This is a genomic window from Streptomyces sp. NPDC037410 (assembly GCF_055602235.1).
Genome location: NZ_JBVJWR010000009.1, coordinates 185,898 through 201,199, shown reverse-complemented (window position 1 = coordinate 201,199; position 15,302 = coordinate 185,898). Strand labels below are relative to the sequence as shown.

The 15,302-nt window shown below is 71.7% G+C and carries 14 protein-coding genes; 7 read left to right on the top strand and 7 right to left on the bottom strand.

Going from position 1 to position 15,302, the window contains the following annotated elements:
• Positions 1–97: 97 nt before the first annotated feature.
• Positions 98–2,743 (bottom strand): AfsR/SARP family transcriptional regulator, encoded by a 2,646-nt coding sequence (locus ACZ7HT_RS17605; RefSeq protein ID WP_471166229.1) that lies wholly within the window; start codon positions 2,741–2,743, stop codon positions 98–100.
• A gap of 229 nt (positions 2,744–2,972) precedes the next feature.
• On the opposite strand from ACZ7HT_RS17605, the gene ACZ7HT_RS17600 reads away from it, so the two are divergent.
• The gene (locus ACZ7HT_RS17600; protein ID WP_471166227.1) at positions 2,973–3,587 is read left to right on the top strand and encodes an antibiotic biosynthesis monooxygenase; all 615 of its coding nucleotides are present in this window, start codon (positions 2,973–2,975) and stop codon (positions 3,585–3,587) included.
• Positions 3,588–3,752: 165 nt separating this feature from the next.
• Here ACZ7HT_RS17600 and ACZ7HT_RS17595 read toward each other — a convergent pair whose 3' ends face one another.
• Both ACZ7HT_RS17595 and ychF read right to left on the bottom strand, forming a co-directional pair.
• Complete coding sequence (locus ACZ7HT_RS17595; protein WP_471166224.1) at positions 3,753–4,592, bottom strand: hypothetical protein; 840 nt, start codon at positions 4,590–4,592, stop codon at positions 3,753–3,755.
• A 480-nt stretch (positions 4,593–5,072) separates the two neighbouring features.
• Complete coding sequence (gene ychF, locus ACZ7HT_RS17590; RefSeq protein WP_471166222.1) at positions 5,073–6,161, bottom strand: redox-regulated ATPase YchF; 1,089 nt, start codon at positions 6,159–6,161, stop codon at positions 5,073–5,075.
• Positions 6,162–6,322: 161 nt separating this feature from the next.
• On the opposite strand from ychF, the gene ACZ7HT_RS17585 reads away from it, so the two are divergent.
• On the top strand, positions 6,323–7,027 hold the full coding sequence (locus tag ACZ7HT_RS17585) for a DUF6542 domain-containing protein (RefSeq protein WP_471166219.1): 705 nt from the start codon (positions 6,323–6,325) through the stop codon (positions 7,025–7,027).
• Positions 7,028–7,123: 96 nt separating this feature from the next.
• On the opposite strand, the gene ppgK is transcribed toward ACZ7HT_RS17585, so the two are convergent.
• Positions 7,124–7,870 carry a polyphosphate--glucose phosphotransferase gene (ppgK, locus tag ACZ7HT_RS17580; protein ID WP_471166216.1) on the bottom strand — a complete coding sequence of 249 codons (747 nt, stop codon included), beginning with the start codon at positions 7,868–7,870 and terminating at the stop codon, positions 7,124–7,126.
• Positions 7,871–7,900: 30 nt separating this feature from the next.
• Entirely contained in the window at positions 7,901–8,932 is a 1,032-nt protein-coding gene (locus ACZ7HT_RS17575; RefSeq protein ID WP_471166213.1) for a 4-hydroxy-3-methylbut-2-enyl diphosphate reductase, read from the bottom strand.
• Positions 8,933–8,986: 54 nt separating this feature from the next.
• Between ACZ7HT_RS17575 and ACZ7HT_RS17570 the strand changes: the two genes are divergently transcribed.
• From ACZ7HT_RS17570 to ACZ7HT_RS17555, 4 genes are all read left to right on the top strand, one after another.
• A complete protein-coding gene (locus ACZ7HT_RS17570) occupies positions 8,987–10,339 on the top strand; it encodes an APC family permease (protein ID WP_471166210.1) in 1,353 nt (450 codons plus the stop codon).
• A 323-nt stretch (positions 10,340–10,662) separates the two neighbouring features.
• Complete coding sequence (gene xseA / locus ACZ7HT_RS17565) at positions 10,663–11,880, top strand: exodeoxyribonuclease VII large subunit (protein WP_471166208.1); 1,218 nt, start codon at positions 10,663–10,665, stop codon at positions 11,878–11,880.
• A gap of 48 nt (positions 11,881–11,928) precedes the next feature.
• Positions 11,929–12,177, top strand: coding sequence for an exodeoxyribonuclease VII small subunit (locus ACZ7HT_RS17560; RefSeq protein WP_471166205.1), 249 nt, complete (start codon positions 11,929–11,931; stop codon positions 12,175–12,177).
• 177 nt (positions 12,178–12,354) lie between these two features.
• Entirely contained in the window at positions 12,355–12,945 is a 591-nt protein-coding gene (locus tag ACZ7HT_RS17555) for a malonic semialdehyde reductase (protein WP_471166202.1), read from the top strand.
• 67 nt (positions 12,946–13,012) lie between these two features.
• Here ACZ7HT_RS17555 and ACZ7HT_RS17550 read toward each other — a convergent pair whose 3' ends face one another.
• Positions 13,013–13,546: a DUF4245 domain-containing protein gene (locus ACZ7HT_RS17550; RefSeq protein WP_471166199.1), complete on the bottom strand. Its 534-nt coding sequence runs from the start codon at positions 13,544–13,546 to the stop codon at positions 13,013–13,015.
• 117 nt (positions 13,547–13,663) lie between these two features.
• On the opposite strand from ACZ7HT_RS17550, the gene glpX reads away from it, so the two are divergent.
• Positions 13,664–14,698 (top strand): class II fructose-bisphosphatase, encoded by a 1,035-nt coding sequence (gene glpX / locus ACZ7HT_RS17545; protein ID WP_116159068.1) that lies wholly within the window; start codon positions 13,664–13,666, stop codon positions 14,696–14,698.
• Between the two features lie 92 nt (positions 14,699–14,790).
• Here the strand turns inward: glpX and ACZ7HT_RS17540 are convergent, their stop codons facing one another.
• Complete coding sequence (locus tag ACZ7HT_RS17540) at positions 14,791–15,162, bottom strand: WhiB family transcriptional regulator (RefSeq protein ID WP_471166196.1); 372 nt, start codon at positions 15,160–15,162, stop codon at positions 14,791–14,793.
• Between the last annotated feature and the right edge of the window lie 140 nt (positions 15,163–15,302).

Genomic DNA, 15,302 nt, shown 5'->3' with positions numbered 1-15,302 from the left:
GGCGCACGCCGGTGCGTGCGGCCTCGCAGCACCGTCGGCTTCTCCCCGGTGCTGCATCCAGCTTCCCGGCCCGCGCTGCCGTCCCGCTTGCGTCGCGCTAACGATCCGCTGACAGCCGCTGGAGACGCGCCGCCGCCCGCGCCGAACCCTCGCTGAAACCGGCCGCGTCGGCCGCGACGATCGCCCGTTCCAGCTGGTCGGCGGCCTCGTCGAGGCGGCCGGTGCCGGCCAGCGCCTCACCCCGGGTGATCTGCAGCTGTGCCTGGACGACCACCGCGTCGGGTGCGACGAGTTCCCCCGCGCGAAGGGTGTGCGTGAGCGCCGCCTCGTACTCCTCCGCCTTCAGGCAGTGGCCCGCGAGGTGCTGGAGGGTCAGCACCTGGGTGGAGGGGTGGCCGGTGCGGTCGGCGAGGTCGACGGCGTGCAGCATGAGCAGCCCGGCCCGCTCGTGCTCCCCGGTCGCGTCCAGGACGGCCGCGTAGTTGACGTACGCGATGGCCTCGCTGATCGGGTCGCCGGCCCGGGCGGCCAGGCCGGGCGCCTTCTCCAGATGGACGAGGGCCTCCGCGTTGCGGCCCTCCTCGTGCAGGATCCAGCCGAGCAGGGCACGTGTGCGCGACTGCGCGTCGAGGTCGTCGGCCGCCTCGGCCGAGGCGAGCCCGGCCTCCAGGATCGGCGTCCAGCCGTCCCCGATCCGCATGAGCATCAGCGGCCACTGCACGAGCGCGAGCCGCCAGGCCCGGTCGTGCATGCCGAGGGCGGCCGCGGCGGCGACGGCGCCTTCCAGGGCGGGCCGCTCGGCCGCGTACCAGTCGAGCGCGGCCGTACGGTCCTCGAACTCCCGTGTCGCGGCGGGCCGTCGGGCGTCGGCGGGCAGCGAGTAGCAGGGCTGCGAGCCGGGCTCGGCGGCGGCGTCGGCCGCGAGACCGGTGTACAGGTAGTGGTCGAGGAGCCGGGGCAGGCCCTCCGGGTCGGCCTGCGGGGCGAGATGGCGGGCGTACAGGCGCACCAGGTCGTGCGGCGTCCAGCGGCCGGGCACGGCCTCGGTGAGCAGGTGCGCGGCGGCGAGCCGGTCCAGGTCGGCGGAGGCCTGCCCGGGCGCCGTCCCGGCGAGCGCGCCCGCCGCGAACCGGTCCAGGTCGGAGCCGGTGTGCAGGCCGAGCGCGCGGAACATCCGGGCGGCGGACTCGGGCAGCTGCTGCACGGTCAGCCGGAGAGCGGCGGACACCCCCCGGTCCTCGACATCCAGCAGGGCCAACCGCCCCTGCTCATCGGCGAGTTCACCGACCATCGCGTCGAGGGTCCACTGCGGCCGCTCGGCCAGGCGGGCCGCCGTCACGCGGAGGGCGAGCGGCAGGCCGTCGCAGAGCCGGGCGAGCCGGGTGGCGGCGGCCGGTTCGGCGGCGACCCGCTCCGCTCCGAGCACGGAGGTGAGCAGGGCGGCCGAGGCGGCCGCCTTGAGATGCCCGAGCGGTACGGGGCGGGCGGCGTCGGAGGCGATGAGGCCGCCGAGCCGGTCGCGGCTGGTGACCAGGGTCGCGCAGTGGTCGCCGCCGGGCAGCAGCGGGCGGACCTGCTCGGAGGAGCGGGCGTTGTCGAGGACGACGAGCAGCCGGCGCCCGGCGGTGAGGGAGCGGAACAGCGCCCCGCGCGCGTCGACGGTCTCGGGGATCCGCTGCGGGAGGACGCCGAGGGCGAGCAGGAACTCCCGCAGGACGGCGGCGGTTTCGGGCGCCGGGGTGTCGCTGAAACCGCGCAGGTCGGCGAAGAGCCGCCCGTCCGGGAAGTCGCCGCGCCGCTCGTAGGACCAGTGGACGGCGAAGGCGGTCTTCCCGACGCCGGCGGGCCCGGTGACGAGACAGACGGGGCCGTCTCCGGCTCGCACGGCGCGGTCGAGCGCGGCCAGCTCGTCCCCACGGCCGGTGAAGCCGCGCGGTGCCCGCGGCAGACCCTCGGGAGCAGGAGCCTTGACGTCGGCGGCGGGCCGCGGCACGGAGACGGGCGCGGCGGAGCGGAGCAGCGTCGCGTACGCCTCGCTCAGCGCCTCACCGGGGTCGACGCCCAGCTCCTCGGCGAGCAGCCGCCGGGTCCGGTGGTACCAGTCGATGGCGTCGGACTGCCGGCCGGAGCGGGCGAGCGCCAGCATCAGCGCGGCGGCGAGCGACTCCCGCAGCGGGTGGGCGACGGCCTCGGTACGCAGGACGGCGGCGGCCCTGCCGTGCTCACCGAGCTGCCCGTACGCCTCCGCAAGTGCCTCCACCGAGGAGAGCCGCATCTCCTCCAGCCCGCCGGCGGCGGCTTCGAGGGGCCGACTGTGCACGGTCCCGGTGAGCGCGGGCCCCTGCCAGTACGACAGCGCCTCCCGCAGCATCCGCACCGCGTCGGCGGGCCGCCGCTGTACCCCGGCGAGCCCGACGAGCTCCTCGAACCGATGGGCGTCGACGAGCGATTCGGGCATCCGCAGCACATAGGCGGACCCCTGCGTGGCGAGCTCGACCCCGTACGCCTCGGCCCCGTGCTCGGCGAGCAGCGCCCGCAGCCGCGAGACGTGCCCCTGGAGAACGGTCTTGGCGTGCGTGGGCGGCTCTTCCTCCCACAGGGCGTCGATCAACTGCCCCACGTTCACCGCACTGTTGGGTCTCAGCAGAAGCATGGCCAGCAGACTGGACCGCTTGGCGGGCCCCAAGGCTACGTCCCTGTCCTCCGTCACCAACGCGACGGAGCCGAGCAGCCGGAACTCCACCTGTGATACCTCCTGCGGTCCCTCTGCCCCCGTTTTCCGAGGTACCGAGGATACGTGGGGTGGCGGGGCCTCCCGGCCGCGAGGCGTGCCGCGGACCACCCCGTTCCGGCCACGGCCCGCCCCTTCACCTGATTGCCCCCGCCACCTTGCCTCCCCTCCGCCCGGGCCCTCGCATGGAGTGGGGGACATGGGCCCGTCACGGGGCCACCGGAGGACAGGAAAGGGAGCCATGTACGTTCGCAGCATCTACGCAACGGGTGATCCGGCCGAGCTCGACGGGGTCGCCGACGCGCTCCGGACCGAAGGCCGCGAGCTGCTGTCGGCGCAGCCGGGCTTCCGCGGAATGGGGCTGTTCGTCGACCGCGAGCTCGGCAAGCTCCTGGTGGGATCGTGGTGGGACGACGAGGCCTCCCGGCAGGCCAGCAACGAGCAGTTGAGCAAGCGGCGGGACGAACTCCTCGCCCCCTTCGCGCGGACCGTGACCGTCGACAACTGGGAGGCGGCGGTCGCCCGGCGCGCACAGGAGCTCGGGCCCGGCGGGGGGTTCCGGCTGGTCCGCATGAACGTCGAGCCGGCCGACATCGGCCTCCTGGTGAACACGTTCCGCGACACCTCACTGCCCAAGGTCCAGCAGGTCCCCGGCCTCGACGGCATCTCCCTCCTGGTCGACCGCGACCGGGGCAGAGCCGCGGTCGGCGCGCTCTACGGCGACCGGAACGCACTCGTCGCCTCCCGCGGCGCCGTCGCGGGGATCCGCGGAGAGGCGACGACGAAGGCCCGCGCGACCACCACCAGCCTGGAGGAGTTCGACGTGATCCTCGCCACGGCCGTCCCCCACGCCTGACCCCGCTCCGGGTCACGGGAACGCGGAAGGGGCCGGAATCGTCCGATTCCGGCCCCTTCCGATCGGTACGACCAGACGTCGAGGAGCGCTACGCAGACGGTCGGCGTGTCTGCCTAGGTCGACCAGGACGTCGATCGCGGTCCGTACGGATCCTGCCGTGACGTCCTATGCCGCGGACGCCGCGCGAGTAATTCGCCGAGGGAAAGGCCGCAGGGTGGGCGATGCCGCCTCGGTGTTGCGCTTTCGAGCGTGGAGATCAGGAAGCAGGACGAGGTGTTCCTCGCGGACCAGGTCGAACCTGAGGGCGAATGCGACCAGAGCCTCGCGCTTGGAGTGCATACGGCCTCCGTCCATGTACTTGGCCCAATGGCTGACCGGCAGCTTCTGATCGGCCAGGTAGTCGATGTGGTAATTGATACTGCTGCGGTTCGCGCCGTTGAACTGCTCGGTGTTCCGCAGCCTCTTGACCACCTCCTGGACGGAGGGCACCGCCGCCATGGACGAACCGCGCAACCGCGGCTCACAGAGCGCGACGAGAACAGCGAAGTACTTGCTCGCCGTATCCAGTTTGAACATGTCCGATTCGGCCACCCTGGCGGCCCGCTCAGGGGCGAGCATGAGTGGCGGCGGACTGAAGACGGTGAGTTCGACGATGCCCAGACCGGACGGAATCAGAATGCGGGACATCTCAAAAGGGATGACCATGTCCAATCGGCGAGGACGCACCTTGATCAGTTCCGTACCCCCCTCCAGGTTCTCGATGACAAAGGTCGAGGACGTGGTGAAGTTGGAGAGGAGGAGGTGGTCCCTTGAGACTTCGAACGCACCAATGCCGGAGATGGTCGTGGGTTGAAATACTCCGGTGCGGCCCGATATGTCGAATTCCAGCCGATCACCGATCCTCAGATTACTGCGCCCCCTTTCTGAATTTGCCCCGTTAAGGTCGCGAACGTTTCCGCGCCAGGTCACGATCACTTCTACGTCAGACTCAACTGCGGTAGACATGAACAGGACTTGCCCTTCCCCGTGGACCTCTCGCCATGCCGCACCTTGTGGGTTTCATCGACACGACAAGAGGGTTGCTGGTCTCCAGGCCCGCCAGCATGCGGGTCGGTCCACATATCTGACTTGCCTGGTAACGAGACCGTACAACTATTTCCGGCGCACAACTACCCGCAAAAGTAAAAGGTTTCGGCCATGTCCGGTGTGACAACTGACACTTAACAGGGTCAGTACGGGTTGAACAGGCGCGAAAATGCTTTTCCTGCCATCCGTCCCAGTTCACTCTGATACGCGGGGTAAGTGCGTCGGCAGACGAAAGCGCTCCACTCAGCGTAGTTTCATGAGAACGCCATGAGAGGCAACTCTGCTGATTTGCACGGTGACTTCGCGATGGCCACGACCGGCAGGCCCTGCGGACTCGGCGCAGCAGAAAGGCCGCCCGACCCGCTCTGTCGCGGGTCGGGCGGCCTTTCGCCGGACGTATCAGACGTTGAAGCGGAACTCCACGACGTCGCCGTCCTGCATGACGTACTCCTTGCCCTCCATGCGGGCCTTGCCGGCGGCGCGGGCCTCGGCGACCGAGCCCGTGGCGAGGAGGTCCGCGAAGGAGATGACCTCGGCCTTGATGAAGCCCTTCTGGAAGTCGGTGTGGATGACACCGGCCGCCTCGGGGGCCGTCGCGCCCTGCTTGATCGTCCAGGCGCGGGATTCCTTGGGGCCGGCCGTCAGGTAGGTCTGGAGGCCGAGGGTCGCGAAGCCGACGCGGGCGAGGGTGGCGAGGCCGGGCTCCTCGGCGCCGACGGACTGGAGGAGCTCCATGGCGTCCTCCTCGTCGAGCTCGGCGAGGTCCTGCTCCAGCTTGGCGTTGAGGAAGATCGCCTCGGCCGGGGCGACCAGGGCGCTCTGCTCGGCCTTGAAGGCCTCGTCCGTCAGCTCGTCCTCGTCCACGTTGAAGACGTACAGGAACGGCTTCGTGGTGAGGAGGTGGAGGTCGTGCAGGAGCTCCGCCTTCTCCGAGCCCTGGACGACGCCCTGCGAGAAGAGCGTGTCGCCCTTCTCCAGGATCGCCTGGGCGGCCTCGACGGCGGCGACCTTGGGCGCCGTGTCCTTCTTGATCCGCATCTCCTTCTGGAGGCGCGGCAGGACCTTCTCGATCGTCTGGAGGTCCGCGAGGATCAGCTCCGTGTTGATCGTCTCGATGTCGTCCTTCGGCGAGACCTTGCCGTCGACGTGGACGACGTTCTCGTCCTTGAAGGCGCGGATGACCTGGCAGATCGCGTCCGACTCGCGGATGTTCGCGAGGAACTTGTTGCCCAGGCCCTCGCCCTCGCTCGCGCCGCGCACGATGCCCGCGATGTCGACGAAGTCGACCGTGGCCGGGAGGAGGCGCTGCGAGCCGAAGATGTCGGCGAGCTGCTGGAGGCGGGGGTCCGGGACGCCGACGACGCCGACGTTGGGCTCGATCGTGGCGAACGGGTAGTTGGCCGCCAGCACGTCGTTCTTGGTCAGGGCGTTGAACAGGGTCGACTTGCCGACATTCGGCAGACCGACGATTCCGATCGTGAGCGACACGGTGGCGACTTCCTGAAGTGTGGATGGTGGGCCGATCCCCCAGTTTACGGGCGGGCCGAACCGGCCAGTGACGGAGACCTTCGGTCGATCTCGGGGGCAAGGTCACCCAAAGGGCGTGTCCCGGACCCGGTTACCGCCCCTTTCCGACCTACGTTGGTCGTGTGGAGCAGCACAGGACAAGTCAGCCGCAAGGCCGCCGAAGGCCGCAGACCCCCGCCACGCCGCCGGTCGCACCGCCCGGGGCGCTCGTGGAGGGCGCGGCCGTCTACCGCGTGACCGGCAGGTCCGGGCGCGCGCCCGGACGCGCCCGCGTGGAGCGGGCCGGAGCGGGTGCGCCCGTGCGTCCCGCCGGGCGGCGGCCCGTGCCGCCGGTCGTCCTCGCCCTGCGCCGGCTCCCCTCGCCCCGCCTCACCGGGCTCGGCGCCGGGCTCTTCGCCTCCGCCGTCATGCTGGCCCTCGGCCTCCTCGACCAGCTGCTCCTCGACGGCTCCCCCATCGTGTACGGGCTGCTGTTCCTGCCGGTCAGCGCCCTGACCGCGCTCTGGGTCCGGACCGCCGACCTGGTCACCGCCCCGATCGGCGTCCCCATCGCCTTCGCCGTCGGCGTCGTCCCCATCGCGGGCGGCACGGGCGGCTTCGGCGGCCAGGCGATGGCCGTCGTGACCGCCCTCGCCGTGCACGCCGGGTGGCTGTACGGCGGCACCCTCGTCGCCGGTCTCATCGCGAGCGTCCGCAAGGTGCGGGACATGGGGCGCCGCCACCAGCGCGCCGCCGCTGCTGCCCGTACGACCTCCGGGGCGGGCACGCCCCCGGGCGAGGGCCCGGGCGGCCGCGCCCCGGCGGCGGGGCGCCGCCCCGTGGCGTAGCTCGACACCCGGCGGCGGGGCGGCGCCCCGTGGCGTGACGCGGTCATCAGACCCGCCCCCCTGTGGCGGAGCGCCGCCCCCGGCGTAACGCGGTCCTCAGACCGTTCGTGCCGCCGCCATCCCCGCCCCCACGATCCCCGCGTTGTTCTGCAGCTCCGCCGGGACGATCTTCGCTCGGATGCCCTCGATCAGCGGCAGGAACTTGTCCGCCTTGCGGCTGACGCCGCCGCCGATGATGAACAGCTCCGGCGAGAAGAGCATCTCCACGTGCGCGAGGTACTTGGTCAGCCGCTTGGTCGCCCAGTGCTCCCAGCTGAGGTCCTCGTCCTCCTTGGCCTTGGTCGAGGCGCGGGTCTCCGCGTCGTGGCCCTTGAGCTCCAGGTGGCCCAGTTCGGTGTTGGGGACGAGCCGGCCGTCGACGAAGACGGCGGAGCCGATGCCGGTGCCGAGGGTCAGCAGGATCACCGTGCCCTTGCGGCCCCGGCCCGCGCCGAAGGTCATCTCCGCGACCCCGGCCGCGTCCGCGTCGTTGAGGACGGTCACCGGGAGCCCGCCGAGGCGCTCGCCGATCAGGGCGCCGGCGTCGACGCCGATCCAGGACTTGTCGACGTTGGCGGCCGTACGAATGGTGGAGCCGGTCACGACGCCCGGGAAGGTCACCCCCACCGGTCCCGTCCAGCCGAAGTTCGCCACGACCTCCGCGACGCAGCCCGCCACACCGTCGGGTGTGGCGGGCTGCGGGGTCAGCACCTTGTGGCGCTCCTCGGCGAGCGCTCCGCGCTCCAGGTCCACGGGGGCGCCCTTGATGCCCGAGCCGCCGATGTCCACTCCGAAGACGTTCATGGACCCAACGTTACGGGCAGGAGCTCTGCGTCACTCGTTTTCGAGGAGGGCGGCCGCCTCGGCCCGCAGGTCCTTGTTGCGGAGCTCCTTGGGCAGCGAGAAGGTCAGGGACTCGTCCGCCGTCTTGACGATCTCCACGTCCGCGTAGCCGCGCTCGGCGAGCCACTCCAGGACCTCCTGCACCAGGACGTCCGGGACGGAGGCGCCGGAGGAGAGGCCGACGCTGGTCACGCCCTCCAGCCAGGCCTCGTCGATCTCGCTCGCGAAGTCGACCAGGTACGCGGCGGGGACGCCGGCCTGCTTGGCGACCTCGACCATGCGGATCGAGTTGGAGGAGTTCTTCGAGCCGACGACGATCACCAGCTCGGCCTGGCCGGCGAGCTCCTTGATGGCGGTCTGACGGTTCTGCGTGGCGTAGCAGATGTCGTCGGACGGCGGGGAGATCAGCTGCGGGAACTTCTCCTTCAGCGCGTCGACCGTCTCCATCGTCTCGTCGACCGAGAGCGTGGTCTGGGAGAGCCAGACGACCCGGGAGGGGTCGCGGACCTCGACCTTGGCGACGTCCTCGGGGCCGTCGACGAGCTGGATGTGGTCGGGCGCCTCGCCGGAGGTGCCGATGACCTCCTCGTGGCCGTCGTGACCGATGAGGAGGATGTCGAAGTCGTCCTTGGCGAAGCGGACGGCTTCCTTGTGGACCTTGGTGACCAGCGGGCAGGTGGCGTCGATGGTCGCGAGCCGGCCCACGCGGGCCTCCTCGTGGACGGTGGGGGCGACGCCGTGCGCGGAGAACATCACGATGTTGCCCGGCGGCACCTCGGTCGCCTGGTCGACGAAGATCGCGCCCTTCCGCTCCAGGGTCTGGACCACGTACTTGTTGTGGACGATCTCGTGCCGGACGTAGATCGGCGCACCGTACTGCTCCAGGGCCTTCTCCACGGCGATCACGGCACGGTCCACGCCCGCGCAGTAGCCACGGGGAGCGGCGAGCAGGACACGCTTCGGGCGGTTCGTCGCGGAGGCGGCATCGGGCGTCGGCGCGGGCGTTGCAGTCATGCGTCCCATCGTAAGGCCGCGTCGGTGAGCGCTTGGAGCGGTGCCGTGGCCGAAACTGGCGCCATGGCTCAGGAGACGCGGGCGGCCGACCACGAGGAGCTCCGGCGGAATCTTGGGTTCCGTGACCTTGTCGTGTACGGACTGCTGTTCATCGCCCCGATGGCGCCGGTCGGCGTCTTCGGCACGCTGGACGCGAAGTCGCACGGGGCCGTCGCACTGGTGTACGTCGTGGCGACCGTCGCCATGGCGTTCACGGCCTTCAGCTACGCCCAGATGGTGCGGGTGGCGCCGCAGGCCGGCTCCGTCTTCACGTACGCGCGCAAGGGCCTCGGAGAGGGGCCGGGATTCATCGCCGGGTGGATGGCGATGCTCGACTACCTGCTGATCCCGGCCGTCGCCTACCTCTTCGCGGGGATCGCGATGGAGGCGCTGGTCCCGGAGGTGGACCGGTGGGTGTGGACCGGGATCGCCGTGGTCGTCACCACCCTCCTGAACCTGTGGGGCGTGAAGGCCGCCGCCCGCGCCGGCTTCGCCGTGCTCGCGATGGAGATCGTCGTCCTGCTGGTCTTCGTCGTCTCCGCGGTGGTGGTGCTCGTACGGGACGGGGGGCTGCGCGACGGCTGGTCGCCGCTCACCGGGGACGCGTCGTTCTCGCTGGCGGCGGTGATCGGCGCCGTCTCGGTGGCGGTCCTGTCGTACCTGGGCTTCGACGCGATCGCCTCCTTCGCGGAGGAGGTCACGGGCGGCTCCCGGAAGGTGGCGCGGGCGGTGCTGTTCTGCCTGGCGCTCGCCGGCCTCCTGTTCGTCGCCCAGACCTGGCTGGTCGCGCTCCTCGAACCGCTCTCCTCGGCCGAGCTCGCCGCCGACCCGGCCAAGCAGGGCTCGGCCTTCTACGACGCCGTGGACGCGTCGGTCGGCGGCTGGCTGCACGACCTGGTGGCCGTGTCGAAGGCGATCGGCGCGGCCTTCGCGGCGCTCGCCGGGCAGGCGGCGGGCGGGCGCCTGCTGTTCGCGATGGGCCGCGACCGGCGCCTCCCGCACCTGCTCGCCCGCACCGACGGCGGCGTCCCGCGCGTGGCGCTGCTCGTGTCGGCGACGGTGACGATGATCGCGGCGCTGTGGGCGGCGCGCCAGGACGACGGCCTCGACCACCTGGTCTCGGTGGTCGACGTCGGCGCGCTGACCGCGTTCGTCCTGCTGCACGCGAGCGTGGTGGGCTGGTTCGCCGTACGACGGGCGGAGGGGCCGCCGCACTGGTTCAAGCACATCGTGATGCCGGTGACCGGCGCGGCGATCCTGATCGCGGTCATCGTCGAGGCCTCGGCCGCCGCGCAGGTGGTGGGCGTGGTGTGGCTGGGGGTGGGACTGGTGGTCCTCGCGGTCCAGGGCGCGACACGGACGTCCCCGGGCGCGTGAGGCCGCCGGCGGGCGGGAGCCGTCCCCACGCGCCCGCGTGGGGAGGCCGTGGGCGAAGACGGGGCCACGCGCGCGTGAAGGCCGCCGTGGGCGAAGACGGGTCCAAGCGCGCGTGAGGACCGCCGGGGCGGGGCGTCGCCGCCCCGCGCCGGGGCCGGACATCCCCCGCGCGGGGCTGTCTCCACGCGCGCCTGAGGCCGCCGCGCCCGGGGCCGGGACCCGTGCCCGTGAGGCCGCCGCGCCCGGAGACGGGGCCCGGCCCGTGAGGCCGTCGGCCGACGCGCGCCCCTGACGTTGTCGTACCGCGCGGTTACGCTCGGTCCATGGGTCTGACTACGTCCGCCGAAGCACCGCTGCCCGTCGGTGAGGTCTCCCGGCTCATCGGGGGGTGGATCGACCGGCTCGGGGCGATCTGGGTCGAGGGGCAGATCACGCAGCTGTCGCGGCGCCCCGGCGCCGGGGTCGTCTTCCTGACGCTGCGGGATCCCTCGCACGACATCTCCATCGGCGTCACCTGCTACCGCCAGGTCTTCGACGCCGTCGCGGACGTCGTCTCCGAGGGCGCCCGGGTCGTCGTGCACGCCAAGCCCGAGTGGTACGCGCCGCGCGGCCAGCTGTCGCTGCGGGCGGTGGAGATCAAGCCGGTCGGGATCGGCGAGCTGCTGGCCCGGCTGGAGCAGCTCAAGCGGAGCCTGGCCTCGGAGGGCCTCTTCGCGCTCGACCGGAAGAAGCCGCTGCCGTTCCTGCCGCACCGCGTGGGCCTGGTCTGCGGCCGCGCCTCGGCGGCCGAGCGGGACGTCCTGGAGAACGCGCGCCGTCGCTGGCCCGCCGTCCGCTTCGAGGTGCGGAACGTCGCGGTGCAGGGCGTGAAGGCGGTCCCGCAGGTCGTCCAGGCGGTCCGGGAGCTTGACGCGCACGAGGACGTGGACGTGATCATCGTGGCCCGGGGCGGCGGCAGCGTCGAGGACCTGCTGCCGTTCTCGGACGAGAAGCTGATCCGTACGGTGGCCGAGTGCCGTACGCCGGTGGTGTCCGCGATCGGGCACGAGCCGGACTCGCCGCTGCTCGACCTGGTGGCCGATCTGCGCGCCTCGACGCCGACGGACGCGGCCAAGAAGGTCGTGCCGGACGTCGGCGAGGAGCTGGACCGGGTGCGCGGGCTGCGGGACCGGGCGCTGCGGACCGTGCGCGGGCTCCTGGAGCGCGAGGAGCGCGGCCTGGCGCACGCGCTCGCGCGGCCCGTCATGGAGCACCCGCAGCGGATGGTGGAGGTCCGCGAGGACGAGGTGGCGGCGCTGCTCGCGCGGAGCCGGCGGGTCCTCGGGCACCTCCTGGACCGGGCGGACTCGGAGCTCTCCCACACGCGCGCGCGGGTCCGGGCGCTGTCGCCCGCCGCGACGATGGAGCGGGGGTACGCGGTGCTCCAGCGGGCGGACGGGGCGGTGGTCCGGTCTCCCGAGGAGGTCGCGGAGGGCGAGGAGCTGCGGGCCAGGGTCGCCGAGGGCGAGTTCACGGTGCGGCGCGTGCCGGATCCGGCCTGAGCCGGGCGAGCGGGAATCAGAGCAGTCGACACGAGGATGGAGCGGCACATGGCAGCAGGCACGGAGACGGGCGCGGAAGAGGCGGCCCTCGGTTACGAGGCGGCGCGGGACGAGCTGATCGAGGTCGTCCGGCGCCTTGAGGCGGGCGGGACGTCACTGGAGGAGTCCCTGGCGCTCTGGGAGCGCGGCGAGGAGCTGGCGAAGGTGTGCCGGCGTCGCCTGGAGGGTGCGCGGGCCCGGCTCGACGCCGCACTGGCGGCGGAGGCGGCCGCGGGGGAGGAGGACGGGGACGAGTAGGCGGCACCCGGCCGCCCCGTAGCCGCCCCCGCCCCCAGGCCCCGGCATGTAGACTCCGAGTGAAGCGGATCACTATCCGGATGGGTTAGTTGAAGTTTCATCAATCTCGCCGTACTGTCGAGACATCGCTTGAACCTTCAACGAGCGAACCCCCTTGCAGTCCGGAAGGTACGCAGCATGTCTCTCGCCCTTGACGCCGTCGCCCAGGACCTCCTCTTCCGTGAGGCCCGCACCGCCAACACGTTCACCGACGAGCCGGTGACCGACGAGCAGCTCCAGGCGATCTACGACCTGGTGAAGTTCGGCCCGACCGCCTTCAACCAGACCCCGCTGCGCATCACCCTGGTCCGCTCCCCCGAGGCCCGCGAGCGCCTGGTGAAGCACATGGCCGAGGGCAACCAGGCCAAGACCGCCGCCGCGCCGCTGGTCGCGATCCTCTCGGCCGACAACGAGTTCCACGAGGAGCTCCCGGCCCTGCTCCCGCACTTCCCGCAGGCCAAGGACATGTTCTTCTCGGAGCGCCCGGTCCGCGAGGGCTCCGCGCTGCTGAACGCCGCCCTCCAGGCCGCGTACTTCATCGTGGGCGTCCGCGCCGCCGGCCTGGCCGCCGGCCCGATGACCGGTCTCGACTTCGCCGGCGTCCAGAAGGAGTTCCTGGACGACGACCACACCCCGCTGATGGTCGTCAACATCGGCAAGCCGGGCGAGGACGCCTGGTTCCCGCGCTCCCCGCGCCTCTCCTACGACGAGGTCGTCACCACCGTCTGAGTGGCACGTGGGAAGGGCCCCGCACTCAACGAGTGCGGGGCCCTTCCCGTATGCCCGAATACCCGGCTCAGACCTTCTTCGACTGGAGCGAGCCGGCCAGCTCCGCCAGTCGCTCGAAGGACGCCGTGCCGGTCACCACGGTCGTCGCGCCGCCGTCCGTGCGGACGAGCGCGTCGTACTTCGGGCCCTCCCAGCGCTGCCAGACCCGGCCGGCCACCGTCTGGGTCTTCCCGGTGTCCTTCGCCTTCAGGGTCACCTCGGGCACGAACTTCCCCGGCTCCGCCGTCGACTGGTTGACCGCCACGTACTGGGTGTCGGGCGTGATGAAGCCGAGCTGCCAGGCGTCGCCCTGCTCGCGCTTGTACGAGACGACCGTCGCCTTCCAGCCCTCGCCGAGGCCCTGGGGGGCCAGCACCGGATACGGCGCCGCCCGCTGGGCCGTCAGGAGCTCGACCCGGTAGTCCTTCGCCTTGACCGGCTCCGCGTGTTCGTCGTGCGGGATGAAGAGATACATCACGCCCGCGGCGACCATGATCACCCCGAGGGACTGGAACATCCCGCGTACCGTCTGCCTGCCTCGCATACCTGCCACGCCCACCATGGTCGCATCATGGTGCTGTGCTCATACGTGGGCCCCTCTGCTCATTTTGTCGACGTACCGATAGAGTCGCAGCACCCTCTTTTTTCCGGCCGTCGCCGTACAGAAAGGTGCGTTCCGATGACCGAGCACCACCACCTTCCGCCCGAGCTTGTCGTTTCCCCCGAGGCACCCGACCGCAACCTCGCCCTTGAGCTGGTCCGCGTCACCGAGGCAGCCGCCATGGCCGCCGGCCGCTGGGTCGGCCGCGGCGACAAGATCGGCGCGGACGGGGCGGCGGTCAACGCCATGCGGACCCTGATCTCCACCGTCTCGATGAACGGCGTCGTCGTCATCGGCGAGGGCGAGAAGGACGAAGCCCCGATGCTCTTCAACGGCGAGCACGTCGGCGACGGCACCGGCGCCGAGGTCGACATCGCCGTCGACCCGATCGACGGCACCACGCTCAACGCCAAGGGCATGCCGAACGCGATCGCCGTCCTGGCCGCCGCCGACCGTGGCACCATGTTCGACCCGTCCGCGGTCTTCTACATGGACAAGCTGGTCACCGGCCCCGAGGCCGCCGACTTCGTCGACATCAACGCCCCCGTCTCGGTCAACATCCGCCGGGTCGCCAAGGCGAAGAACTCCTCCCCCGAGGACATCACCGTCGTCATCCTGGACCGCCCCCGCCACGAGGGCATCGTCAAGGAGATCCGCGAGACCGGCGCCCGGATCAAGTTCATCTCGGACGGCGACGTCGCCGGCTCGATCATGGCCGTCCGCGAGGGCACCGGCGTCGACATGCTCATGGGCATCGGCGGCACGCCCGAGGGCATCATCTCCGCCTGCGCCATCAAGTGCCTCGGCGGTGTGATCCAGGGCAAGCTGTGGCCGAAGGACGACGCCGAGCGCCAGAAGGCACTGGACGCGGGCCACGACCTGGACCGCGTGCTCTCCACGAACGACCTGGTCAGCGGCGACAACGTGTTCTTCGTCGCGACCGGCATCACCGACGGCGAGCTGCTCCGCGGGGTGCGCTACCGCGCCGAGACGGCGACCACCCAGTCGCTGGTCATGCGCTCGAAGTCCGGCACGATCCGCCAGATCGACTCGACGCACCGGCTCTCGAAGCTGCGCGCGTACAGCGCGATCGACTTCGACCGCGCGAAGTAACGCTTCAGCGCGACGGTACGAAGAGGGGCGCCCCCATGTGCGGTGGGGGCGCCCCTTCTCGTACGGGCGCGGGGAAGGTCTCCGCGGTCCCGTCAGCCCGCCTGGGCGATCCGCTCGGCCGCCGCCGCCTTCCGCAGCTCCACCTCACGCCGCCGGCGCCGGGCGAGGACGACGCGGCGCTCCGCCGCCGTGAGCCCGCCCCACACCCCGTACGGCTCGGGCTGGAGCAGTGCGTGCTCCCGGCACTCGACCATCACCGGACAGCGCGCGCAGACCCGCTTGGCCGCCTCCTCGCGGGCGAGCCGCGCGGCGGTCGGCTCCTTGGAGGGCGCGAAGAAGAGCCCGGCCTCGTCCCGGCGGCACACCGCCTCCGCGTGCCATGGACCGGCCTCGTCCTCCCGGGCAGGGGCGCGCTGAGGGGGTACGGCGGCGACCTGGAGGGGCTGATGCGGCAGTTGCAGCACGGTCTACTCCTGACGACGGCTTCGCGAGCGAGCGGCGATGCACCAGCCCTACCCGCTGTGCGCGTGCCTATGCACTGCGTGCCCCGCCGTTCCGCACTGCGGATACCCGAGGGCGAATTCCGGTCACGTCCGGGCGGCGG

Bases quoted from the DNA above. Each gene is read 5' to 3' on its own strand.
- ppgK (WP_471166216.1), bottom strand. From the start codon at position 7,870: ATGAACGTCTTCGGAGTGGACATCGGCGGCTCGGGCATCAAGGGCGCC.
- ACZ7HT_RS17600 (WP_471166227.1), top strand. From the start codon at position 2,973: ATGTACGTTCGCAGCATCTACGCAACGGGTGATCCGGCCGAGCTCGAC.
- xseA (WP_471166208.1), top strand. From the start codon at position 10,663: ATGGGTCTGACTACGTCCGCCGAAGCACCGCTGCCCGTCGGTGAGGTC.
- ACZ7HT_RS17575 (WP_471166213.1), bottom strand. From the start codon at position 8,932: ATGGGACGCATGACTGCAACGCCCGCGCCGACGCCCGATGCCGCCTCC.
- ACZ7HT_RS17595 (WP_471166224.1), bottom strand. From the start codon at position 4,592: ATGTCTACCGCAGTTGAGTCTGACGTAGAAGTGATCGTGACCTGGCGC.
- ACZ7HT_RS17570 (WP_471166210.1), top strand. From the start codon at position 8,987: ATGGCTCAGGAGACGCGGGCGGCCGACCACGAGGAGCTCCGGCGGAAT.
- glpX (WP_116159068.1), top strand. From the start codon at position 13,664: ATGACCGAGCACCACCACCTTCCGCCCGAGCTTGTCGTTTCCCCCGAG.
- ACZ7HT_RS17555 (WP_471166202.1), top strand. From the start codon at position 12,355: ATGTCTCTCGCCCTTGACGCCGTCGCCCAGGACCTCCTCTTCCGTGAG.
- ACZ7HT_RS17550 (WP_471166199.1), bottom strand. From the start codon at position 13,546: ATGGTGGGCGTGGCAGGTATGCGAGGCAGGCAGACGGTACGCGGGATG.
- ACZ7HT_RS17560 (WP_471166205.1), top strand. From the start codon at position 11,929: ATGGCAGCAGGCACGGAGACGGGCGCGGAAGAGGCGGCCCTCGGTTAC.